The sequence below is a fragment of the Vibrio sp. 10N.261.55.C5 genome, assembly GCF_041470505.1.
Taxonomy (GTDB): Bacteria; Pseudomonadota; Gammaproteobacteria; order Enterobacterales; family Vibrionaceae; genus Vibrio; species Vibrio crassostreae_C.
Genome location: NZ_JBFRMS010000008.1, coordinates 57,806 through 81,842, shown reverse-complemented (window position 1 = coordinate 81,842; position 24,037 = coordinate 57,806). Strand labels below are relative to the sequence as shown.

General features: G+C 42.8%; 23 protein-coding genes, 2 tRNA genes and 1 pseudogene. 9 read left to right on the top strand and 17 right to left on the bottom strand.

What is annotated here, in order from left to right:
• Positions 1 to 172 precede the first annotated feature (172 nt).
• The 3 genes and pseudogenes from AB4263_RS02515 to AB4263_RS02505 all read right to left on the bottom strand — a co-directional run bounded on the left by AB4263_RS02515 (position 173) and on the right by AB4263_RS02505 (position 2,788).
• Positions 173 to 257: transfer RNA gene (locus tag AB4263_RS02515), tRNA-Leu, on the bottom strand.
• 87 nt (positions 258 to 344) lie between these two features.
• Positions 345 to 563, bottom strand: a pseudogene (locus AB4263_RS02510) (biotin/lipoyl-containing protein); the annotation flags it as partial.
• Positions 564 to 1,852: 1,289 nt separating this feature from the next.
• On the bottom strand, positions 1,853 to 2,788 hold the full coding sequence (locus tag AB4263_RS02505) for a patatin-like phospholipase family protein (RefSeq protein WP_372097369.1): 936 nt from the start codon (positions 2,786 to 2,788) through the stop codon (positions 1,853 to 1,855).
• Between the two features lie 116 nt (positions 2,789 to 2,904).
• Here AB4263_RS02505 and AB4263_RS02500 point away from each other — a divergent pair, with 116 nt between their 5' ends.
• Positions 2,905 to 3,099 (top strand): hypothetical protein, encoded by a 195-nt coding sequence (locus AB4263_RS02500; protein ID WP_372097367.1) that lies wholly within the window; start codon positions 2,905 to 2,907, stop codon positions 3,097 to 3,099.
• A gap of 116 nt (positions 3,100 to 3,215) precedes the next feature.
• Here the strand turns inward: AB4263_RS02500 and AB4263_RS02495 are convergent, their stop codons facing one another.
• From AB4263_RS02495 to AB4263_RS02455, 9 genes are all read right to left on the bottom strand, one after another.
• Positions 3,216 to 4,034 carry a hypothetical protein gene (locus AB4263_RS02495; protein WP_372097365.1) on the bottom strand — a complete coding sequence of 273 codons (819 nt, stop codon included), beginning with the start codon at positions 4,032 to 4,034 and terminating at the stop codon, positions 3,216 to 3,218.
• On the bottom strand, positions 4,024 to 4,281 hold the full coding sequence (locus tag AB4263_RS02490) for a hypothetical protein (protein WP_372097363.1): 258 nt from the start codon (positions 4,279 to 4,281) through the stop codon (positions 4,024 to 4,026). The genes AB4263_RS02495 and AB4263_RS02490 overlap by 11 nt, the downstream gene beginning before the upstream one ends.
• A 14-nt stretch (positions 4,282 to 4,295) precedes the next feature.
• Positions 4,296 to 6,161, bottom strand: coding sequence for a DNA polymerase (locus AB4263_RS02485; protein ID WP_372097361.1), 1,866 nt, complete (start codon positions 6,159 to 6,161; stop codon positions 4,296 to 4,298).
• A 155-nt stretch (positions 6,162 to 6,316) separates the two neighbouring features.
• The gene (locus tag AB4263_RS02480; RefSeq protein WP_372097360.1) at positions 6,317 to 6,529 is read right to left on the bottom strand and encodes a hypothetical protein; all 213 of its coding nucleotides are present in this window, start codon (positions 6,527 to 6,529) and stop codon (positions 6,317 to 6,319) included.
• A gap of 424 nt (positions 6,530 to 6,953) precedes the next feature.
• Entirely contained in the window at positions 6,954 to 7,118 is a 165-nt protein-coding gene (locus tag AB4263_RS02475; protein ID WP_372097358.1) for a hypothetical protein, read from the bottom strand.
• Positions 7,119 to 7,235: 117 nt separating this feature from the next.
• Entirely contained in the window at positions 7,236 to 7,448 is a 213-nt protein-coding gene (locus AB4263_RS02470; protein ID WP_372097356.1) for a glycine zipper domain-containing protein, read from the bottom strand.
• 304 nt (positions 7,449 to 7,752) lie between these two features.
• On the bottom strand, positions 7,753 to 8,262 hold the full coding sequence (locus AB4263_RS02465; protein WP_372097354.1) for a hypothetical protein: 510 nt from the start codon (positions 8,260 to 8,262) through the stop codon (positions 7,753 to 7,755).
• Between the two features lie 13 nt (positions 8,263 to 8,275).
• On the bottom strand, positions 8,276 to 8,641 hold the full coding sequence (locus AB4263_RS02460) for a hypothetical protein (protein WP_372097352.1): 366 nt from the start codon (positions 8,639 to 8,641) through the stop codon (positions 8,276 to 8,278).
• 68 nt (positions 8,642 to 8,709) lie between these two features.
• A complete protein-coding gene (locus tag AB4263_RS02455) occupies positions 8,710 to 9,894 on the bottom strand; it encodes a tyrosine-type recombinase/integrase (protein ID WP_372097350.1) in 1,185 nt (394 codons plus the stop codon).
• A 212-nt stretch (positions 9,895 to 10,106) separates the two neighbouring features.
• On the opposite strand from AB4263_RS02455, the gene AB4263_RS02450 reads away from it, so the two are divergent.
• Positions 10,107 to 10,748, top strand: a complete 642-nt coding sequence (locus tag AB4263_RS02450; protein WP_372097348.1) for a hypothetical protein — start codon at positions 10,107 to 10,109, stop codon at positions 10,746 to 10,748.
• Between the two features lie 551 nt (positions 10,749 to 11,299).
• Here the strand turns inward: AB4263_RS02450 and AB4263_RS02445 are convergent.
• Positions 11,300 to 11,384: transfer RNA gene (locus tag AB4263_RS02445), tRNA-Leu, on the bottom strand.
• Between the two features lie 194 nt (positions 11,385 to 11,578).
• Between AB4263_RS02445 and AB4263_RS02440 the strand changes: the two genes are divergently transcribed.
• Positions 11,579 to 12,055, top strand: a complete 477-nt coding sequence (locus tag AB4263_RS02440) for an RDD family protein (protein ID WP_102427921.1) — start codon at positions 11,579 to 11,581, stop codon at positions 12,053 to 12,055.
• A gap of 64 nt (positions 12,056 to 12,119) precedes the next feature.
• Here the strand turns inward: AB4263_RS02440 and lptG are convergent, their stop codons facing one another.
• Both lptG and lptF read right to left on the bottom strand, forming a co-directional pair.
• Positions 12,120 to 13,190 (bottom strand): LPS export ABC transporter permease LptG, encoded by a 1,071-nt coding sequence (lptG, locus tag AB4263_RS02435; protein ID WP_017058938.1) that lies wholly within the window; start codon positions 13,188 to 13,190, stop codon positions 12,120 to 12,122.
• A 3-nt stretch (positions 13,191 to 13,193) separates the two neighbouring features.
• Complete coding sequence (lptF, locus tag AB4263_RS02430; protein ID WP_017058937.1) at positions 13,194 to 14,294, bottom strand: LPS export ABC transporter permease LptF; 1,101 nt, start codon at positions 14,292 to 14,294, stop codon at positions 13,194 to 13,196.
• Between the two features lie 192 nt (positions 14,295 to 14,486).
• Between lptF and pepA the strand changes: the two genes are divergently transcribed.
• The 5 genes from pepA to AB4263_RS02405 all read left to right on the top strand — a co-directional run bounded on the left by pepA (position 14,487) and on the right by AB4263_RS02405 (position 20,707).
• On the top strand, positions 14,487 to 16,007 hold the full coding sequence (gene pepA / locus AB4263_RS02425) for a leucyl aminopeptidase (RefSeq protein ID WP_017058936.1): 1,521 nt from the start codon (positions 14,487 to 14,489) through the stop codon (positions 16,005 to 16,007).
• 99 nt (positions 16,008 to 16,106) lie between these two features.
• Positions 16,107 to 16,556: a DNA polymerase III subunit chi gene (locus tag AB4263_RS02420; protein ID WP_171733228.1), complete on the top strand. Its 450-nt coding sequence runs from the start codon at positions 16,107 to 16,109 to the stop codon at positions 16,554 to 16,556.
• Between the two features lie 102 nt (positions 16,557 to 16,658).
• Entirely contained in the window at positions 16,659 to 19,532 is a 2,874-nt protein-coding gene (locus AB4263_RS02415) for a valine--tRNA ligase (protein ID WP_017063742.1), read from the top strand.
• A gap of 228 nt (positions 19,533 to 19,760) precedes the next feature.
• Positions 19,761 to 20,165 carry a DUF2061 domain-containing protein gene (locus AB4263_RS02410; protein ID WP_017058933.1) on the top strand — a complete coding sequence of 135 codons (405 nt, stop codon included), beginning with the start codon at positions 19,761 to 19,763 and terminating at the stop codon, positions 20,163 to 20,165.
• 47 nt (positions 20,166 to 20,212) lie between these two features.
• Positions 20,213 to 20,707 carry a GNAT family N-acetyltransferase gene (locus AB4263_RS02405; protein ID WP_017066666.1) on the top strand — a complete coding sequence of 165 codons (495 nt, stop codon included), beginning with the start codon at positions 20,213 to 20,215 and terminating at the stop codon, positions 20,705 to 20,707.
• Between the two features lie 49 nt (positions 20,708 to 20,756).
• Here AB4263_RS02405 and AB4263_RS02400 read toward each other — a convergent pair whose 3' ends face one another.
• Positions 20,757 to 21,551: a glycosyl hydrolase 2 galactose-binding domain-containing protein gene (locus tag AB4263_RS02400; RefSeq protein ID WP_017058931.1), complete on the bottom strand. Its 795-nt coding sequence runs from the start codon at positions 21,549 to 21,551 to the stop codon at positions 20,757 to 20,759.
• Between the two features lie 125 nt (positions 21,552 to 21,676).
• Positions 21,677 to 22,093: a ribonuclease E inhibitor RraB gene (gene rraB / locus AB4263_RS02395; RefSeq protein ID WP_017058930.1), complete on the bottom strand. Its 417-nt coding sequence runs from the start codon at positions 22,091 to 22,093 to the stop codon at positions 21,677 to 21,679.
• A 576-nt stretch (positions 22,094 to 22,669) separates the two neighbouring features.
• Between rraB and arcA the strand changes: the two genes are divergently transcribed.
• On the top strand, positions 22,670 to 23,890 hold the full coding sequence (gene arcA, locus AB4263_RS02390) for an arginine deiminase (RefSeq protein WP_017069412.1): 1,221 nt from the start codon (positions 22,670 to 22,672) through the stop codon (positions 23,888 to 23,890).
• Positions 23,891 to 24,037 lie beyond the last annotated feature (147 nt).

The window sequence follows — 24,037 nt, the reverse complement described above, 5'->3', positions numbered from 1 at the left end:
ATCTTATTCTTCGTGCTGAAGGATTAGAATGCGGTGTTCATGGCACGCTTACTTTGGTACCGGTAGGCGGACTGATTGGACAGGCATTCCTGCCGCCACCGCGAAGGCAACGCTTCCTATATCCCAGATACAACAAAGCCCCGACTTTCGTCGAGGCTTTGTCATTTAAATATGGTACCGGTAGGCGGACTTGAACCGCCACGCCCGAAGGCAACGGATTTTGAATCCGTCGTGTATACCAATTTCACCATACCGGCATTATCTTGGGGCACATTATACGTATCTAGGTTTGCAACGCAAAAAACCACAAACATTGCATTCCTAAACAAATATCACACAAGATACATTATTAAAGATCCAGTTGAAACAGAATCACCTTCATCAACTTTGATTACTTTAACAATGCCTGATTGAGAAGAAGGTAATTCTAATGAGGTTTTATCGATCTCAATAGCTATCAAGGATTGCCCTTTTTTTATCGAATCACCAGCAGCAACTAGAATTTCAGTAACTATGGCCTTACCTATATAATCCGGGATTACAATTTCAATACTCCCTTTAATTAAACTATTTATTTCACTTTTCAAGTAGGAGATATCTTTATTAAACTTAAGAGCAAACTGATTAGAACACTCCATAACATTCATAACACCTAACTGGCTAAATTTATTTTTATCAACATTCTTTCGTTTAAGAACATCCACGTAAAGATGACCGTCACCCAAATCAACTTCATTAATATTCCCTGCCCCACCAAGAGCTAAAATCAAATCAAGAACAAGCGTATTAGATTGAGGTTCTTGTTTTTCCAAAATAACATTATCATCAGTAAATTTATTCTTATATTGGTGGTAGAAAACTAAATCTTCAGTAAAGTTCATGACAGCATCAAACATTGATATCTCATGCTCAAAATCACGTCCAACCTCTTGTTTAAGAAAGCTAGTCGTTAGCTTTAATGCCACTTCATCTTTTTCAGAACCTGGTGCACACTGCAACACAGTATCAACAACATAGCTTTCACAACTTTCTAATAGCTGTAATTTATCAAAAGCAAACAAAGTAGGAGTAGTCAGATTAGTTTCAGATAATATAGGTTGCCCACTGACTCCTTTTAGCAACTGACTTAATAACCCACTATCAGTCTGATAAGAGCTGTAAATTTCACTCAATTTAACTTTTTCATCTGGGTGGTTACCAATACTTACTATCACAGTTTTAAGAAATGACAGATCACGAGAGACCCACTTTTGCTGGGAGTGCCTAAAAAACTCATTCGCTAAACAAATTATCTTTTCAGGGCGACTTAATTGACGATACGTCATCCCCTTATAAACAGTTTCAAAATCCAGCGTTTCTTTCCAAAAGATAAGATCATCATTCCTCTCTAATGAATCCAACTTTGTTTCTAATGTCTCGCGAACAGATGAAAAAAAAGTAGCAAGCGTTTGGTTTAATTCTAATATTTCATTTCTAGTATCTTGGATATCGGCAACAACACGATTAACCTTATCACCTAGAGCAACCACCATTTGATAAGTCATTAGGTTATTCTCAGCTAACTTATTTAGCATCTGTTGACCAAGGTACTGACTTTGAGCTAAATCACGGTCATTTCTCGCTGCTATCTTAGAGTTACTACCTGAAAAGTTCCTCCAAAGACGCTGTAAGATATTTTGTCCTTCCAATTCCTTACTTCTTGATGAGACGGAAGTTGCCAATGATGTCGCTTCTAAGGCCATCAGATTCATCATTTCCGCATTTTCACTATGCTTTAAGATCAGATTATCGATAAAGGTATCGACATCTTTTTCGTCATTATACTCAACAGATGAAATAGATACCGCTGTACTTACCATTTTTTCATTTCCTTTAATAACCTTAACTTTGATTCTGCCAACCCAATGTCTGTATTAATTTTTCCTTGCATCAGAGTTTTATAATTAAGACTTTGACTTTTATATTTTTGTAATTCAACGCTGTATTGGTAATTTGTTTCCATAAGCTCAAATACTGGGGTCAATATGGCCATTGCATCATCAAAACCATTTTTCATTTTTTCAGCAGTATTTCTAAAGTTTAATGCAGCACCAGGGGCATCTTGAGGGTAGATAGGTATGATTTTACAATCAGGGTATAAGTCAGTTGGCAATAAATCAGCTCTGCTCAACATAACAACAATTATAATATTACACCCCTCATCAACCAACGGTTTAATCGGAGTATTATCAGTCAAGAATCCATCTAAGTATTCTTTGCCTTCGACTTTTTGAATAGGAAATACAATAGGAATAGCCGATGAAGCTAATAAAATATCTTCAACCGTATTCTGTCGATGTTCTTGCAGAGAAAAGTATGTAGCTTTGAATGATGGCAGCTTCGTTGCACAAGCATAACAAGGCAACCCTTTCTGCTTAACGATACTTTCATCTAGGTATTCTTGAATAATGCGGAGTAAACCATCTCGAGAAAAAATCCCATACATAGCTAGTGACGCAATGATGCTCAGCACTGATGGCGAAACTTTAATACCATTACGAGCTAAGTGAGCTAGTAACTGCTTGAGGTCAAGACTTAATACATCATTTGGGGACATGCTCAACCATGCCTTCTCTGCTTTTTCCAGATCACCTTGTGCAAAAAGTACAGCATTCAAAGCACCAACTGATGTTCCGGAAACGGCCATGACATCTTTTGATAACCCCAAAGCCTCTATTGCTCGCCAGACACCAATTTCATAGGGACCTTTCCCCCCTCCCCCAGAAAAGACTAATCCTATTCGCTGCACTATCACATCCTATATGCATCAGAGTTAATTCATCATAACACATTAATTTCATTGACTAAAAACCAAACCATCAATAAATTGTCAATTATAAGGCACTGATAACTAAAAGGACGCAGATGAACAAAGACAAGGAGTTAGGGATGTATGATAGGTTTGTGGCTGCAGTAGCAATACTAGCTGCTATCGTCGGGCTATTTAAAGGTGGCCTATGGGGGCTGGTTACTGGCTTTTTCTTCCCTATTATTTTACTACAGGTGGGAAAAGCCTTGTTCTGCTGGGTCATCAACCCTGATTATTTTAATAAAAATTAAGAGGAATAGCCTCCGGAGTTCAGTTTGGATAATAGAAACAGGCCAAGGTAATCACAAAAAAGGGGGAATAGTGAATAATCACTATTCCCCAAACAACGATTTTACACCAGCAACTCCTAAACGCGGTTTAACCGTTCCATCACCTCATCCATCCGCCCCAACGGAAATAGCCTGTGCAAATCCATAGCGGGATACAACGCAAGTAACAACTTGGTAAAAGTTATAGTTCGAGTCGTCACTGGTACAGCGTGAGCTGGTAGCTTAGAACGTTTCGCATTTTTACACTCATCAGTCTTGGTTGCATAACCTAAATCGGTGAGTTGCTGCGCCAAAGCTTTGTAAGTTAAGCCACTATCACACCCCCATTGCTTCTGCACAGCAGCACGTATAAATACTCGGCGTAACAACCCAATTGATCCCTCCGATGTAATCTTAATGCCAGTCCCCTTGGTCGTTATGGCTGACTCGTAGTAATCTTCCCACGATTCCCAATCCGCCATTGTCTTCAAACAATTATCAGCTCGCCATCCATCAAATAAAACCCTAGCTTGTTGCGCCTCTTCAGCACTACGCCATGGCTCAGAATCAAAACTGATATGTTCTCGACCAGCAACATTTATCATTCTCGGGTTTACAGGCTTACGCTTAAAATCAAACTCTAGATTAAGGCGTCGCTCTTTTTTGTGCATCACTAGATCGGATTCATTCAACCACTGCTCTGATGTTGAAACAAGGTGACTGTTGTCGGTCATCTGATTGGGTTGCCGCTCAAGGTAGAGATCCATCATGTAACCATTATGCTCATCGGGTGGGCAAGGTGGTTTAATCCCTGCCTTAGCGAGCAATGCTGGATGCCCCTTTATCGGAAGAGCAGTAACCTGTCCTCGCGTTTTCATGGCAATGATCTGTGCTGCACGATGTTTTTCAACCAACATTCATCCGTTCCTCTAAGATACCTGACAACATGGTGGCTAATTGTTTGTACCCCCAACTAGGCTTATCATTCAGTTTGATACAGAATCGATTATAGATGTACTGCATGGTGGAATCATCAATCCCCCCCTCCATCGATTCAAATGCTTGTAATAACAGTTTTGGGGCTTCTTTAGCACCGTGACACATTTTTTCCCCTGCAATCTCGGTAAAGATTTGCACTAGTTTTTTAGATGTTAAAAAGTTCATAATATTCTCTAGTCTTAATTTAAATAGTTAGTGACAAGCTCATTGTGAGCATTAAAACGGGCACACAGTGCCCCTGTTACATTGAGCTCATTCATTGGTGCATCAGTTAAAAAGCCATCAGTTGTCACACTAATCACTTGACGATTTGTAGGGACGGATGCCAATAACTCCCCAATCACTGCCCGCACAAAACCTGTTGTATGAGCAGCGAAATAAGGATTGGTAATAGCAGAACGCGGTATGTCCTTAGTAAGTCCATTGGCTAATTCGAAAGCCGTTTTATCCCTAAGCCCCTGAGCTGTCTTGCCATATAGGGAATTCCCTATCTCTTTCCACATAGATTCTTCATAACTCTTCTTTAGATAAGTGCTTCGCTTCTCTCGTATCATGCGCACAAAAGCCAGAAACAACGATTCCCCCTCCGTCACCCAAGGAACAACCACCCCTTGCAGAATTTCGATTGTTGCTCCCATATTTCGTGCTAACTCAATTTCAGGCGCAGTCGTGTAGGTTTCTCCAGTCATAGGGAAATACAGCCCATATAAATTGTGATGTACGGCAAAGCATGGAAACCGAGTACCCTCAGGAAATGAAAAGCGAACACGAGCAAACCCACAAACATGACCACAATAATCATCAAGAACACTCGACATGTAGGCTCGGTCATAATCCAAAGGACGTATATCAACCATTCCAGTCGTGTAAGCACCTGCTAAGTCAAAGTCATAGAAAGTACCGATATCTGATGGCCCACAGGTAAAGCATTCATTACGACCACCCATGTAGCAGCGGATAGCAAGATGCTCAAATAGCTCACGAGCATCAGTTGGCACTAATTCCTTTTTGGTATGAGGCCGCCCTAGCTTGTTATTCCAATGTTGAGTTGTAATTTCACGTTCACCAAAGGCTTCACGCTTATCGACACCAGACTCTTTAAGCATCTTCTGAAACACTGCAACACCCATAGCACCAAGCGTTATTGGACATTTTGATAGCCCAAGCTCAACAGTAGCGAACTTGAACATACGAAGACCGTAAGCTAGAGAAATTTCTGCATCTCGTAGGGCATAAGCTTTAAATAGTTCCGGTTGCTCATCCATGAACTTGCGCATCTCATCTTTGGTGTAGCCTTGTGGTAACTCCAGCTTAGGCAGGCCAATCAAATCACCTATGACACTTAAACCGGAGCCGTTAGGACTTAAAGCCAGCGTATCCACAAAGCGAACTTTGGTTCGGTACTTCTCACCGGATGGCGACTCGATCACTTGTGGATCCTTCCCTGCTTTACGCTTCCCTAATGCTTGTACATCAACACCGTACTCCTGCATTGCACTCGCAACAGTACGGCGAACTCCTCGCAACGTTGTCTTCTGTTTTTTCCAGAAATCTGAAAACGTAGTTAAATCAGCACGCAAGAAATGACCAAAAACGATTATCTGCTCAGGCACAGCCTCAACCAGTCCTTGCTCGAACATTTCTTCAAGAACATGAGCTATTAGATCATCGATCTCCCATCGATGCTCTTTCGCCCCACTCTTGGGATGGACGACAATAGAGCATTGCCCTTGTTTGGATTGAGCAACAACTTGATAGCTTAAAATTTCATTGCCCCCCCTAGCTTCGTTATATTGGTACTCGCTATCGATCCCCATATAGACTGCATCACCAGTAGCCCAATCCAACCTCATAGGCTGATGGCCGATAGCTACAGCCAAAGGGGTTAAATCCGATGGAATATCATTACAAAGAGTCATATCCAAAGGTGGTGGGACTAACTTATCCCTCCCACCATCTGCACCTATCATCTCTCGCATGAAATCAGAAACATCAGCAGCGTTTCCAACAGTCACCTTATTATTAAAGAGCTCTGCTTCATTCATATTCAGCCCTCCCATGGCTAAATTTTGAGTGTGAAGCACCCTCACCAATCATCACTTAAAGTGAGGGTGATTCGATATGTGTTTAAAATTGATAAATTAGAAAACCAAGTTGAATTATGTCGACCTAATCCAACTTAGAGGGGGGAAGGGGGCAATTAATCCATTAAGGCTGAGACAATCTCATTGCGCACTTCAATCGCTTTGGCGTTATCAGGCTGAGGAAGCCAAAGAAGTTTTTCCCCTTTAGTATTTAGAAGCATGACACCATGATCTGCATAGTGACTGCATGAGCCAATAAGATTGACATCCATCGCATCACCTGTTGGCAACTTAATGAAACGGCTTGTTTTGTTTGTAGTACTAGTCATCTTTTTCACTCCAGTTCGGTTATTAAAAAATATAATTTTCAAAGACCCGTCGCGACTGGGTGAAGCAACTATAATTCGCCAAAAATCTCATTTCAACCCACAAAAAATCGCATAAAAAGTCAAAAATAGTCACATAAATGAATAAATAACAAATGATAATCTATCACATCCGTGCTCCTACCCTTTCGGTTACTGGAGCGCCTTGTGCACCGCTTATTACGTGCTATAAAACTGAATTTTTATCTGTCCTTTTAAAGGTAAGAGAGAAAATAAGTCCACAGCATTAAATAACATAACATGACATGGATCACACTTATCAGATTAACTCTGATAAGTGCAACTTAGCAGTATGGGGATGATATCCCCGTACAACACCAATCGATTTTGAGAATTCGATTTGCTGCAATCCGTGCGTCGCAAAATGTTACTGCAATAAGATTTGCCATTGATGCAGGAGGGTATGTGATGTTTCACATACCCATACGTCTTTTTTACACTCATCGACTACTTGGAATATATGTGGGTGTAAGATGCCTGTATGGGATGATGCAATATCATCCCCACCCAATACCCAATACCCATTACCCATTACCCATTACCCATTACCATATTCTGCGCATCCGGTTGCGCGATTCTGTTTCCCTATAGTTATGGCTAAAAAAAGAGAGAGAGACAGCTTTTGTTACTACTGTCTCTATATTCTTATCTACAAATCGTCATCATCTCCCATCACATAACCTAACGTGCCGCCGATCACAGCTCCCGTTGCTATACCTACAGGGCCAAATGCCCTCCCAATCAGCATTCCGACCGCTGCACCTTTCATCGCGGCCTTACGACTGGGTTTAATTTGATAGTGAGTTTCACCCCCTTTTTTGCTAACAATGATTGATGTACTTCCATTGCTACCCTTTCCCATAACCTTCTCCTTTTAACTTTACGGGTGACGTATCCGTGAAGGTTTTAGTTAATGCAGAGCAAGGGCCTGTATCAGTCCTCGTTTCACTTCGGCTGATACAGGCCCTTGCGCTACGTAAAATTGCCAGACTTTACCTCTTGTTCTTCTCCTGTCTTTCACCTCCCCATTTACAGCGATTAAAATCTCCTGTTCCAATTCACCAGATACACTGTTCCCTACGCGGTTAGGCGCATTCTTTATAATGAAGTGGGAACTAATTCTTGTTGGCTGTGCCGTTCAGCACAAATCGTATGAAAGGTAGTTTTTAGGCTAAATTAAGGAGGGCTGCTTTTCGGTCTTCATAATCATCAGGCAATTGATGGATGAATACGCTCTTATCGGATTTAACAAGTAGCCCAATCTCTTTAGAGCGCATTACCGCTGCTAGGAAAGCGGCATTGTTTGCACTACCACCTTTGAACACCGAACGCAGCACCGTACTCTTTATCGGCTGTCCCGTCATGCCATCTAAAACTGCAACGATAGCCTCAACCGATATCCACTCCTTGGAATGTAAACCACCCCCTTCATTACCGCTTAACCGAATATGCAATGTGCTATCTGCATCCAGTTTTGCGATCTGATAAAACACATGGTTCTGAGTCTTAGGGCTTAGCTTTAATGCTTTCCCATTATCGACCACAACCGTATAACCGATCAGGTGCTTCTCTATTTTAGGTAATTCTGTTGATGCATCCCGTTCAGCATCGACCGTTTGTGTCTCTGTATTTTCAGCCACAACATCAGCCTTTTTCGCTTTCGATTTTGTATTCATCCTTGTTCTCCTGTTACAAGTAGGATTTTAATTCAGTGACTATTTCTGTCTTACTATCGATTGGGGCTAGTACATAACAGCCACCACCGTCATCAGTGAAAATGGTAAGTGCAAGCAGATAACGACCACCGATATCATCCACATATTCAGGGTAGCTCTGCACAAACCTTAGCGTGTATTTAACGCTCTCATCTTCTAATTCTAAAGATTCATCAGTATCAAATAGCTCAATAACATAAAGAGCGGTACTCGTTTCATCCCACATCGATTGAGCCATTCCTATATCGAAACCGAACGGCTCAGTTAGGTGCTGAATAACTTGCTTTGATATGGGTAACTCAAGCTGTTCTATTTCATAAATAGATCTCATTATTTTCATTTTCCTATTCCCTATATAGGAAAAGCCCATGCTCTCTAGCGAGAGCATGGGCTTTTCATCCGTAAGATTCATAACGGGTTTTGATTGATTAAGTTTGACAGGGTCTCTGAAGTCTCACGCTGCTTACCTTCACTCAACTTGGCATAACGTAACGTACTTTCAATGCTTCGATGGTTTAACAACTTCTGTACCGAACTGATGTCTGCACCATTTGATATCAAGTTACTTGCGACCGAATGGCGAGCAGTATGTAAAACCACTTCTACAGGGTTAACGATCCCGGCCTTCTTCTTGATCATATCGAACGAATACGATGGACGATAAATCGGTCTGCCTATTCGATTGCCAGGAAATACATATGGGTTATTGGTTACTCTCGGTATCCCCATAAGGATCTCAAGCATAAATTCCGATAAGTAGATGATGTGGTAAGAGCCATTCTTGGTTCTCGGGATCATCATAGTCCCCTTATCTAAATCAACCTCGTCCCACCTTCGAAGTCTAAGTTCTGATTCCCGACAGCCGATCAAGAACAGTAGAGCAATAAATGAACCGCTACTTTTACAGGAATAAGATAAGGCAGCTGTAATAATCCTTTTCGTTTCATTCAAATCACAATAACGAGTACGTGCATTATTTTCAGGTAGTAGTGATACTCGGTCAGCAACATTAGGTACATCGAGCAACTGCATCGCTAACTTACCTACTGTTTTGAGCAAGGCTATAACCCGATTACACGTTGCCGGAGCATAAGCTTTTCGTGATTTCGAATCACTGTTCATGGTGAGTTGGATTTGTAAAACGTGCGTGGCATTCAGGTCGCAATATCGCAAGTGACTGATAGAGGCACAGTGATACTTAAATCGTTGTGCATCGTCTTTCCATGTACGTTTCCGCTGCTTCGCTAACGGCAAGTATGTGTTACTAAAGAACTCGCCTACCGTGGGTATCGCCTTGGTCATATCCCTCTCTTGCTTTGGATCTTGACCCTGTGCAATTTGAGATTTGTACTGACGGGCAATCTTCCTAGCTGTATTGATATCGACATCAGGGAAACGCCCTATTGCGATACTTCGCTTCTTGCCATTCATCTGGTACCGCAACAGGAACCGTTTACTGTCTGTCTTACCAGATAAGCATTTAAGACCAACAACTTCGGTATCAGAGAATTCAAGTTCTGTTGAGGGTGAATCAGGCGGATTACGAGGAAGGGCTTTAAGATTAGTTGTAGTGAATTTGAATCGCTTATTCATGCTAACTCCTAGCTCTTAGGTTATAACATGAAAGTAATATGCGTTTGATTTGGTTGTTATTGCAGATGAAGAACAGAAAGGAGTGACAAATCACATCGTAAGTCACTAATAAATAATATTATATTTTCAATTACAATACTCATTAGGACTACACCATGTCGTTAAAGATATACAGAATAGACACAAGCCTATTCGGAAAACTGAACAACAAAATGAAAAAACCTGATTTGCCCGTGGCAGCAGCCAGCACTTTTTTGGGGGACCCATTTAAAAACTATAAAGATTACAACCGTGAAAATTCTTTTGTTCTTTCAAAACAAGAAGAAATAGATCGGTTTGAAGAAGCCTTCGGTAATGATTGGGTAAAAGATCAGTACTATATTAGGCATCCAAAAACTACCAGAACAAATACCCTTATTCCAGCAAAGCAGTTTCACGCGTATATAATGCGAGAACAAATTGGTGATTTAATCTCATACATTAGAGCCAACTTAAGAGTTAAAGAGTTAGATCTTAGTATCAAGACAAGTAAAGCTGGATCTATCGGCCTCAAAGGTATAATCGAAGGAGTACCTATGGAAGGCTCTACAAGCCTGAGCATGGGTAATGATTATACAGTAAAGATAAAGTGCCCCTCTCCCCTCAAAGCATCAGAAAAGAAAACAGAATACCTCTGGATTAACCATTTTCCACACCTTATAGATCTTATTGATGAAGCAAGCCACGGGTTATTCAGTATCAATGAATCGTTTGATTTGAGCTTTGGTTTAGATGTAAGTGCCGCAAAATCAATAGGTGTAAATCTAGATTACAATGGTAGAACTGAATTCAATTTTGCTGTTATCGCTGACTAAGTTGATGAAAATAAAGTGACCGACGGGGGTACTATGGTAAATAGTAGTCCCGTCGACAATAAAGCTCACTTCACCCAAGTAGCACCAGAAATCGTCATAAGCTAACTTATGACTGTTATTGAAGGTGAGTGTTTATACTTATCCCCAACAAGCTTAATACACACTATGATTAATCCCATATTAATCATAGTTTTAAAATTTTTTCGCTTACGAAAATGTAAGCTAACGGTAATCCTCCCATTACGATTTAAACTAAATCTGGTATTCTTTTTACAGGGCGGTAACCAGAGCTAAAAACAACAGAGATCATGATGATATTGACAGCTCAGTTTGCGAGAGTGGGAGATTGTTTGCAGGTCTAGGATCGCGCAGTTCACAGAATCTGCACCAAGGATTTCAGGATATTGACAGGGAAGGGAAAAGTAGCCGCATAAAAAGAGGCTTAAATCCTCTCCCCATTGATTGATGACAAGAAGAAAAGCGAACCTAAGCTTTTGATTTACCAGATACAACAAAGCCCCGACTTTCGTCGAGGCTTTGTCATTTAAATATGGTACCGGTAGGCGGACTTGAACCGCCACGCCCGAAGGCAACGGATTTTGAATCCGTCGTGTATACCAATTTCACCATACCGGCATTATCTTGGGGCATTGCCCTTTCGATGTTTGGCATTATACGTATGCGAACTGATGTGGCAAGTATAAAAACTTGAATTCATGTGTGTTTGCCGATAATTTCGCCACTAAGTCATAAGCTGTGCGTCATGTCTCTTTTCAGGCTAAGCCTTAAACTATATTCTGACGCCTCAATTTTTAAAGAAGTAATAACACATGACATCAACAAACACTCTGCCACCAGCAGGAGTCATGCGCCGATTTGGTGCTTTGTTCTATGACGCCCTTATTGTAATCGCTATTGAAATGTTGGCGGCTGGCGTCATTGTCGCTCTACTGCACGCGCTCATGGCTCTCGGCATTTTTAACCACAGCGGTTATGCAGATGTTAGTGACTTCTTAACCAACCATCCGATTTGGAGCCCTGCATATACCTTTTACTTAGTCGCCGTTTGGGTATATTTCTTCGTGTTCTTCTGGACTAGAGCTGGTCAAACTCTCGGCATGAGAGCTTGGAAGCTGCGCGTTCAAAACAAAGATGGCTCAGCGATCACAGTAACTCAGGCGCTGATTCGTTTAGGTACTTCAGGTTTTGGATTGGCAAACCTATGTGTTCCATTCGATCCAAAAAAGCGTGGCTTTCACGATATCTGGGCAAAGACCGAAGTCGTTGTGTTACCACAAGCACGATAATGTGATTTAAGTTAGCTCCAATCAAGATCAAAAAAGGAAGGCGTTATGCCTTCCTTTTTACTATTTACAGTTTCCGCCTCAAGAGCATGATGGCAATTCCAAGGAACACCACGCTCGGGGCTATTGCGCCAAAGGCGGGTGGTATTTGATAAACCAAACTCACTGGGCCAAAGAACTCACTGGATATATAGAAGGTAAAGCCAGCAATAACACCTGACAAAATCCTCGCACCCATGGTCACACTACGCAAAGGACCAAAGATAAACGACAGTGCCATCAACATCATAACCGCGATAGAAATTGGCTGGGTTATCTTTCTCCACAGCGCCAATTCATAGCGTGATGCATCTTGCTCTGACGCCTTCAGATAAGAAACATAATCATACAACCCACTTAACGATAGCTCTTCTGGTTTAACCGTTACTATCGCCAACTTATCTGGAGCTAATGACGTTTCCCAAGAGTAAGTCGGTAAACTTTCTTTAGTAATTTGAAGTTCGTTTTCAAAAGACGTGATCTCTACATCCTTCATCGTCCACACGTTGTCTCCAACGTAATCAACTTCGTCAGAATAAATAGCGGTTTTAAGTGCCTTGTTTTCATCAAAGCGCCACATGTTCATTCCATATAGCTTCTGGTCATCGATTTTGACAATGAAGATGAAGTCATTGGCATCACGAGCCCAGACACCACTTTGCGTCGAAATAATATTACCACCAGCAATCGAGATAGTTCTTAAATCACGAGCCATTTTCTGCGCTTGCGGTGCTCCCCATTGACCAAGCAATGTCACCACGATCATCAGTGGAATAGCTGTTTTAAGTACTGATAGGCCGATATCTAACTTAGAGAAACCAGCTGCCTGCATAACGACAAGCTCAGAACTTGCAGCAAGCATACCAAGCCCTATCAATGCGCCAAGCAATGCAGCCATTGGAAAGAACATTTCGATATCACGAGGGATACTCAATAAAACGAAATACAGCGCTTGTAATAGATCGTATGTACCACGGCCAACTTTTCTTAGCTGTTCTACATATTTGATGATCCCAGAGAGACCAACAAACGTCACCAATACCAGTGACGTCGTTGCGATGATGGTTCTGCCTATATATAAATCGAGAATCTTAAACACGGCTTAAGCCAACCTCTTATTCTTGAATTTTTCTTTCAAACGCCTTACTGGCACGCTATCCATAAAGTTGGCACCAATCGCGACAAATAACAATAACGCATTGATTGGCCACATGCCGATTACCGCAGGAATGCTCCCCTCTTCGATTGAAGACTTGGTTGCACTGATTGCTAAGAAATAGGTGAGATAAATCAGTATTGCTGGGCCGATTTTCGCAAAACGACCTTGTCGAGGGTTTACCGCAGACAGTGGCACGACAAGCATGGTCAACAATGGAATACAAAGTACCAAAGAAATACGCCACTGCAACTCTGCTTTCGCACTATTATTTGAGTTACCAATCAGTTCAAGCGTAGGGATCGCTTCCCAGTCTCGACCTTTCTTCTCAACTTCACGCTGACCAATCAGGCCTTCGTATTCTTCAAAGTGCGTCACCCTGTAGTCGAGGCGAGTCGGAATGCCTTCATGACGAGTACCATCGTACATTACGATCACTTGGCGACCATCACTGAGCTCTTTTACATCACCTGACTTCGAGAACATCACACTTGGCAGTACAGAATCACGCGGACGCATTTGAGCTACGAACACGTTTTCTAACTTATTACCGTCGATATCATCAATAAACACGACAGAAGAGCCATCCGGCGTACCTTCAAACTTACCTTTTGGTAGCAAATCAACGCTGTTCTCTGCAGCTACTTCTTCATACATTTGTTCAACTTTGTCTTGTGACCAAGGAGATAACCAAAATGAGTTAAAGGCTGCAACAGATGCCGTAATTAAAGCGAGGTAAAGCGCAGATTGGATCAGGAATTTATTACCGATACCGGTGGCGTTCATGACCACTATTTCACTTTCAGCGTAAAGGCGGCCAAAAGTAAGCAAAATACCAATATAGATACTGAGTGGAAGCATCAATAGGCCCATCGCTGGCATATTTAAGCCAACAATCGACAATATAAGACTCGCAGGGATATCACCATCAGAGGCATCCGCTAAAACACTGATGAATTTTTGGCTGAGAAACACGAGAAAGAGAACAAAAAAGATCGCAAATTGGCTCTTGATTGTCTCGCGGATCAAATATCTAACAATAATCACGCTCAAATTACCTATACAAAACTTGTTTTTTTGATTGAATCACTATAATTTCCCGTTGAACCTTTTATTTTTTTAAATTTTTAGCTAAGTGTTAGCGTTCTTCTTTAAGGTTAGTTCCATTATAGGATCCAACAAGTAAGAACCCATTATCTAACATTTAGTTCGATTTGTCTTCAGGATGTAGGAGTACGCATGGAGTTCAGTGTAAAAAGTGGCAGCCCAGAGAAACAGCGCAGCGCATGTATCGTTGTCGGTGTATTCGAACCGCGCCGCCTTTCTCCAGTAGCCGAGCAATTAGATAAGATTAGCGATGGCTACATTAGTTCACTGCTTCGTCGCGGTGATCTAGAGGGTAAACCTGGCCAGATGCTACTACTGCATCAAGTACCTGGTGTACTTTCAGAACGTGTTCTACTGGTAGGCTGTGGTAAAGAACGTGAGCTAGGCGAGCGTCAATACAAAGAAATTATCCAAAAAACCATCAGTACACTAAACGAAACAGGTTCTATGGAAGCTGTATGTTTCCTTACAGAACTTCACGTTAAAGGTCGCGACACTTATTGGAAAGTTCGCCAAGCGGTAGAAGCGACTAAAGATGGTCTTTACACATTTGACCAATTCAAGAGCAACAAGCCAGAGACTCGTCGCCCACTACGTAAATTGGTATTCAATGTACCAACACGTCGCGAATTGAGCCTGGGTGAGAAAGCAATCTCTCACGGCCTTGCTATTGCTTCAGGTGTAAAAGCGTCTAAAGATCTAGGCAACATGCCACCAAACATCGCAAACCCTGCTTACCTTGCTTCTCAAGCTCGTCGTTTAGCCGACGATTACGAGACAGTGAAGACTAAGATCATTGGCGAAGAAGAGATGGAAAAACTGGGTATGACATCATACCTAGCAGTTGGCCGTGGCTCTAAAAATGAATCGATGATGTCTATCATGGAATACAAAGGCGCTCCGGATCCAGATGCGAAGCCGATTGTATTAGTAGGTAAAGGTCTGACTTTCGATTCAGGCGGTATCTCGCTTAAGCCTGGTGAAGGCATGGATGAGATGAAGTACGACATGTGTGGTGCGGCGTCTGTATTCGGTACAATGAAAGCACTGGCTAAGCTGAACCTGCCAATCAACGTTGTTGGTATTCTAGCGGGTTGTGAAAATATGCCTGGTAGCAACGCTTATCGCCCTGGTGACATCCTAACTACGATGTCTGGTCAAACCGTTGAAGTATTAAATACTGATGCAGAAGGTCGTTTGGTTTTATGTGATGCTCTAACTTACGTTGAGCGTTTTGAACCTGACTGTGTTGTCGATGTTGCTACGCTAACTGGCGCATGTGTTATCGCTCTAGGTCACCACATCAGTGGCGTTCTATCGAACCACAACCCACTTTCTCACGAACTTGTTAATGCTTCAGAGCAAGCAAGTGACCGTGCATGGCGTCTACCAATGGCAGACGAGTACCATGAGCAGCTAAACAGCCCATTCGCTGATATGGCGAACATCGGTGGCCGTCCTGGCGGCACAATCACTGCTGGTTGTTTCCTGTCTAAATTCACTAAGAAGTACCACTGGGCACACATCGACAGTGCTGGTACAGCTTGGAAGTCAGGCGCAGCGAAAGGCTCGACAGGTCGTCCTGTCTCAATGCTAGTCCAATTCTTATTGAACCGCAGCGGCCAAGAGACTGAAGAGCAATCTTCAAAATAATAAAAAGGGCCTACGGGCCCTTTTTTAATAAGCGCTATTTGTTAGACCCTGTTAACCAAGTAACATTGATATCCACGATTTTCAGTTCGAGTATTAAGTATGCAGACTGCTACATTTTACATTGTGCCTTCAGACAGCCCGCAAGCCAGCGAAGATGGTTTTGCTCACTATGTGCTGTTTCTTGCTCAGCACTTTGCAAAACAAGGCGCTAAACTTTATCTCAACTGTAATGACAAAGAGCATGCCGAGCGTATTGCTGAAGTTTTCTGGCAAGTCGAACCCTGTGATTTTATTGCGCACAACTTGGTTGGCGAAGGCCCGAAGTATTCAACCAACATCGAAATTGGCTATCAAGGCGTAAAACATAATTGGAATCGTCAGCTAGTAATTAATCTGGCCGATAATCATACAACCTTTGCGAACGCCTTTGCTCAGGTGATAGACTTCGTCCCTTGCGAAGAAAAAGCTAAGCAACTCGCTCGAGAAAGGTATAAAATTTACCGTCAAGCTGGATATCAGCTACAAACTATCGAGATTCAACATCCATAGTCAAACCTCATAGTTAAAGCTATCTTTGGATTTAGATTCAAGAAGCTTCACTTATGAAGTTTGACCACGATTAACCATTCACAGTATCCGTTTAAGAGCACTATGGAAAAGACATACAACCCAACATCAATCGAACAAGCTCTGTATAAGACTTGGGAAGAGAAAGGCTACTTTAAGCCACACGGTGACACATCAAAAGAAGCTTACAGCATCATGATCCCGCCACCGAACGTCACTGGCAGCCTACACATGGGTCACGCGTTCCAAGATACGATCATGGATACGCTTATCCGTGCTCAACGTATGAAAGGCAAAAACACGCTTTGGCAAGTGGGTACTGACCACGCAGGTATCGCAACTCAAATGGTTGTTGAGCGTAAGATTGCTGCCGAAGAAGGCAAAACAAAACACGACTACGGCCGTGAAGCTTTCATCGACAAGATCTGGGAATGGAAAGGCGAATCAGGTGGCACGATCACTCAACAACTTCGTCGTCTTGGTGCATCTGTAGATTGGGATCGTGAACGATTCACTATGGATGACGGCCTATCGGCTGCGACTCAAGAAGTGTTTGTTCGTCTATACGAAGAAGACCTAATCTACCGTGGTAAACGTCTAGTAAACTGGGATCCTAAACTGCACACTGCAATCTCGGATCTTGAAGTTGAAAACAAAGACAAAAAAGGTTTCATGTGGCACTTCCGCTACCCGCTAGCGAACGGTGTTAAAACGGCAGATGGTAAAGACTACATCGTTGTTGCGACTACTCGTCCTGAAACCATGCTTGGCGATACTGGTGTTGCTGTTAACCCAGAAGATCCTCGTTACAAAGATCTTATCGGCAAAGAAATCCTACTTCCTGTTGTAAACCGTCTTATCCCTATCGTAGGCGATGAGCACGCAGACATGGAAAAAGGCACGGGTTGTGTGAAGATCACTCCAGCTCATGACTTTAACGATTACGAAGTGGGTAAGCGCAACAACCTACCGATGATCAACATCCTAACGTTCAATGCTGATATCCGTGATGCTGCTGAAGTCTTCACGACTAACGGCGAAGAAAGCGATGTTTACTCAACAGGTATCCCTGCTAAGTACCAAGGTATGGAGCGTTTTGCTGCACGTAAAGCTATCGTTGCTGAATTCGATGAGCTTGGTCTTCTTGAAGAGATCAAAGATCACGACCTGACTGTCCCTTACGGCGACCGTGGTGGCGTGGTTATCGAACCAATGCTGACTGACCAATGGTACGTGCGCACAGCACCTCTTGCAGAACCTGCAGTTAAAGCGGTTGAAGATGGTCAAATCCAATTCGTACCTAAGCAGTACGAAAACATGTACTTCGCGTGGATGCGTGACGTGCAAGACTGGTGTATCTCTCGTCAACTTTGGTGGGGCCACCGTATCCCAGCATGGTACGACAACGATGGTAAAGTTTACGTAGGTCGCACTGAAGAAGAAGTTCGTGAAAAGAACAACCTAGCGCCTGTTGTTGTGCTTAAGCAAGACGACGACGTACTGGATACTTGGTTCTCTTCTGCACTTTGGACGTTCGGCACACAAGGCTGGCCTGAAGATACTGAAGCACTGAAAACATTCCACCCATCTGAAGTACTAGTATCTGGTTTTGATATTATCTTCTTCTGGGTTGCTCGTATGATCATGATGACCATGCACTTCGTGAAAGACGAAGATGGCAAGGCTCAAGTACCTTTCAAAACTGTTTACATGACAGGTCTTATCCGTGATGAAAACGGCGATAAGATGTCTAAGTCGAAAGGTAACGTACTTGACCCAATCGACATGATTGACGGCATCGGCCTTGAAGAGCTAGTAGAGAAGCGTTGTGGCAACATGATGCAACCTAAACTGGCTGCTAAGATCGAAAAGAACACACGTAAAACATTCGAAAACGGTATCGAACCCTACGGTACTGACGCACTGCGTTTCACTCTTGCTGCTATGGCTTCAACTGGCCGTGACATCAACTGGGACATGAAGCGTCTTGAAGGTTACCGTAACTTCTGTAACAAGCTATGGAACGCAAGCCGTTACGTACTAATGAACACAGAAGAGCACGACTGTGGCATGTCACTGTCTGTAGAAGACCGCGCAAACATGGAATTCTCTCTAGCCGATAAGTGGATTGAGTCTCAGTTTGAAGTTGCAGCGAAAGAGTTTAATGCTCACCTAGACAACTACCGTCTAGACATGGCAGCAAACACGCTTTACGAATTCATCTGGAACCAATTCTGTGACTGGTACTTAGAGCTAACTAAACCTGTTCTTTGGAAAGGTACTGAAGCTCAACAACAAGCGACTCGTTACACGCTTATCACGGTTCTTGAGAAGACTCTGCGTCTTGCTCACCCTGTTCTTCCTTACATCACTGAATCTATCTGGCAGAGCGTTAAGCCGCTAGTAGACGGCGTTGAAGGCGAGACAATCATGACTCAAGCGCTTCCTCAGTTTAATGAAGCTAACTTCAATGCTGAGATCGTTGACGACATCGAATGGGTTAAGACTTTCATCACTGCTATCCGTAACCTACGTGCGGAATACGACATTGCACCAAGCCAAGGCTTAGAAGTAATGATCAAGGTTGCTGATGAGAAAGATGCCGCTCGTATCGAAGCGAACAAGATCGTTCTTACTTCTCTAGCTAAGCTAGACGATATTAAAGTTCTAGCTGATGGTGAAGAGACTCCTGCTTGTGCAACTAAACTGGTTGGCAAATCTGAGTTGATGATCCCAATGGCGGGTCTTATCGACAAAGATGCAGAGCTTGCTCGTCTAGATAAAGAAGTCGCTAAGACTCACGGCGAGATTAAACGTATCGAAGGTAAGCTAGGTAACGAAGGTTTCGTTGCTAAAGCACCAGAAGCAGTTATCGCGAAAGAGCGTGAAAAGCTTGAAGGCTACAAGGAAACTCTTGTTAAGCTTGAAGAGCAAAAAGCGACAATCGCTGCGCTTTAAAACCGAGTGAACGAGAAGGCTTCAAACTTCTCGGTCTAAATAGAAAGGTTGGTCTTGGTGACCAGCCTTTTTTTATGTCCCTGATTCCAATAATCCAATGCTTCTCACTCTAGCCGCACTGATTGATAGGTTTCATCTATCAAATTAATCTCTACTTCCCATTATACTTAATGATAATAATTCTCAATAATAGACCTATCAAAACAACACAACGACTGAGTAATTATCATGAAAAAGACACTAACCTTTGCTGCATTACATTTTACTATCGCATTTAGTGTCGCTTATGTACTAACAGGCGACATCTTAATTGGTAGCTTAATCGCTATGATTGAGCCCTCTGTGAATACTGTTGCCTTCTATTTTCATGAAAAGGCGTGGGCTCAAGTTCCAGCTCTTAAAGCTCGCCAGTGGATGACCAAATTAAAAACAGCAAGCTTTGCTACCATCCACTTTAGTGTTGCCTTTACCGTTGTCTACTTGTTGACTGGAGATGCTTTCATAGGCGGCGTGATGGCTTTGCTAGAGCCAACTTTAAATACCGTTGCTTACTACTTCCACGAGAAAGTCTGGTTACGTAAATCAGGCGACCAAATGGCACAACAACAATTCTGTTTGCACCAACATGCTTAGTCACCATATATTGGGTCACATATTAGTGACCCTTTCATAGGCAGATCATGGAACAAATTGCTGAGTTCACCCTTAGACCCATTACTCCGCAAGACAACCCAAGCATCGCACAAATCATTCGCCAAGTTTCGGCTGAGCATGGGCTCACAGAAGATAAAGGCTATGGCGTGGCCGACCCAACACTCGACGATATGTACTCTGTCTATAGCCAAGCGAATGCAATGTACTGGGTTATCGAACACAACGGAAAGATCGTCGGAGGCGGTGGCTTTGCCCCTCTAGCAGGTAAACCCAATGTGTGTGAGCTACAAAAGATGTACTTCTTACCGCAAACTCGAGGGCATGGCCTAGCCAAGCGAATTGTCGCTTTGAGCTTAAAGCAAGCCAAGCAACTTGGGTATCAACACATGTATTTAGAAACGACGAAGTGCTTGGGTGCTGCGGTCAAACTCTATGAGAAGCTTGGGTTTGAGCATCTTGAGTCAGCTTGGGGAGAAACAGGCCACGACGCTTGTGAGGTTGTCATGGCCAAGTCGTTATAAGCAGAATGCGCCGCTATAGCGAAAGAAGATAACGCTAAAATATACGGAGTTAACGTAGAAAGTTACTGACGCAAGAAGTTGGGTTCAAGGCAACAAAAGAACTCTCTTCTTGCCCATCAAGTACCACTTCTAATGGGTATAGATACTTGGGGTTAGGATTCTCAATATCAAAAATGATAGGAGCTTCGACCTGGAACACGACGCCAGTATGTTCAGCGCGTACATCAATCGGCATCACGAGAGTCATACCATTAAACTTGATGGATGCCGATACTAACCCCGCCTTTAGCGTTTGATAGATAACATCCACTTTAAACTCACAGCCACCACCGTGGTGCCAGATCTGCTCTGTGACAACTTGCTCTAGCTTGACGTTTCGAACGAACTGCAGGTATGGCGCTTGCCAAATCCCGATGCGTGAATCAGATTTAGCGATAGCCTGTGAAGATACAGAGTCATCCATGTCTTCTTCAAGCAATAGGCTCTCCTCTTCTTCAAGGAAAAGGATCTCGAAACGGTTTCGGCCGGACTGCATATAAGGACGGATATCTTTACGGTATTCAGCTTGGCTACCATCACAATCAAAAACAGCCACACCATTAAGTCGAACTTCAGCAAAATAATCGACTCCAGCCATCACTAACTCAACAAATGGACACGCTAACATAGCGTCATCCACTTCGATGTCGTGCATCAGGTGCCACTCTTGCTCTGCAATTTGACTTTCACTCAAGCTATCAGGGAGCTTTGAGCTTAACGGAGCCGGAAAGGTGATGTCATCTTGTGGGATAGAGAGATCCGTCAGTGGCGAAATTTGCCAAAGACCATCGAGAAGCAACCGCATATCATTCCTTGAGCTAGATCAATTTTGACCGCATTATAATGAATGAATGCATATAAAGACATTTATTTTTCTGAGGGTAAAAAAATGCCAGCTCGAGGCTGGCATTTTTTAAAATTGGGAAAGAATTACTCTTCGCCTTCATCATCTTCGTCTGGGTAGATAGCATCTTCACCTTCGTAGTAAGTGCCCCAACCGTCGTAGATAATGTCAAACTTCTCTGCAAGGTTTACAAGCTTCTCAACTTGCTCATCAATCGCTTCTGCATTCAGAGTACATTGCATCGTTGCATCACAACAAAGTAGCTTATTGCCATCTTCGTCTTCTGTCTCTTCAGCTTCAAGCACTTCAAAGCCCATTTTGAATGCTTCAACAACCGCTTTCTCAAGCACATCGAAATCTTCAGCAAATAGGTGATGCTCGATATCGTATAGAGCTTCAGGATCGCTACCATCTTCAATTAATGCTGTAATGATGTCGCGAGTCTCTTCCTTTTGAAATTCAATTAATTCCGCTACTGATAGATATTCATCTTCGTGAGACATGTGTCTGCTCCAGAGTGTTGACTATGAAAAGATCAAATTTGATTGCCACGAAATATGGCACGGATCGTCCAGAAAAGCCACCCAGATCAGGCCTAGAAAGGTAAGTTTATCGCGAGATCGCAGCGCCAATATCAATTCAAAAGTGAAATCAAAATCACAGAAACAAATTTTCAACATTTTATTAACTGCGCCGTATTTTAGCATTTCGTTTTTGTGGCCACTTTAGGGCTTATTGAATAAAACTTGCGTGATTAGTCACGTTAGGTGCATACGCTAAACCGCTTTTGGGGTGCATAAATCCTCAGCTTGTTATCAAAAAGTGCATAATAGTGAATAAAAAATCACGATTAATAAGCAAAATTCAATTCTAACAAGCCACGAATTGAGCATAGATCCTCAAAAACGTTGTTCCGTTCGATAGCCAGTTAGTTGGAATTTAATCTGTATAAACTTAAAAATCACAGGTTTTATGACCAATTATTACCCAAATACCTTGTATTAACTCAATCTACAAAACTTGCATATTACGGACAAGCTTGTCATAAATAGACGCTGGATTAATAGTAAGGATGCAAAATGAGTAAGCTGTACGTTGGCTCCGAAGTCGGTCAATTGAGACGAGTTCTCCTAAATAGACCTGAAAGAGCACTCACCCACCTCACCCCTTCAAACTGTCATGATCTTCTATTTGATGATGTACTTGCCGTTGAAGCCGCTGGTGAAGAACATGATGCCTTTGCAGAAACGCTGCGCAGCCAAGACGTAGAAGTACTACTGCTGCATGACCTGCTAGTAGAAACGCTTGCCGTATCTCAGGCTCGTGAGTGGTTGCTGAATACTCAAATCTCAGATTTCCGTTATGGGCCGACTTTCGCCCGTGACTTAAGAAACTACCTTGCTCAAATGGATAATGAGCATCTAGCAACGATCTTACTCGGTGGCTTGGCCTACTCTGAGCTTCCTATCAAATCATCATCGATGCTGCCTAAAATGCATCGACCACTCGATTTCGTTATCGAGCCACTGCCTAACCACCTATTTACGCGAGATACTTCTTGCTGGGTTTACGGTGGTGTATCGCTTAACCCAATGATGAAGCCTGCACGTCAACGTGAAACGAACCACCTGCGTGCTATCTACCGCTGGCACCCAGTGTTCGCAGGCCAAGATTTCATTAAGTACTTTGGTGACGAAGACCTTCACTACGACAACGCTAACATTGAAGGCGGTGACGTACTGGTTATCGGTAAAGGTGCGGTACTGGTTGGTATTTCAGAGCGTACGAAACCACAAGGTGTCGAAAACCTAGCGGCTAGCCTATTTAGATCAGGCCAAGCGAGCGAAGTGATTGCGATCGATCTACCAAAACACCGCTCTTGTATGCACCTTGATACGGTGATGACACACATGGATATCGACACGTTCTCTGTCTATCCAGAGATCGTTCGTAAAGACCTCGACACTTGGCGCTTAACGCCAAAAGAAAACGGCGAAATGCGTGTCGAGAAAGCTGAAAACTACCTGTCAGCGATTGAAGGCGCACTAGGCCTTGATCAACTGAAGATCATCACTACCGGCGGTGATAACTACGAAGCTGAGCGTGAACAGTGGAATGACGCTAACAACGTACTGACAGTGAAACCTGGTACCGTGATTGGTTATGAGCGTAATGTTTACACCAATGAGAAATACGACAAGGCGGGTATCGAAGTTCTAACGATTCCTGGCAACGAGCTAGGCCGTGGTCGTGGCGGCGCACGCTGTATGAGCTGCCCTATCGAAAGAGATGGTATCTAAGTCAAAGAGCTCAGTTAAACGGACTCAATAACTTATCTAGGCCAGTATTCATTTACTGGCCTTTTTTATTAAATAAATAAAATAAATATTCACAAATATAGCATTTTTATGTTTAACTGAGTTCTTCATTGATTCTATATTCGCAAG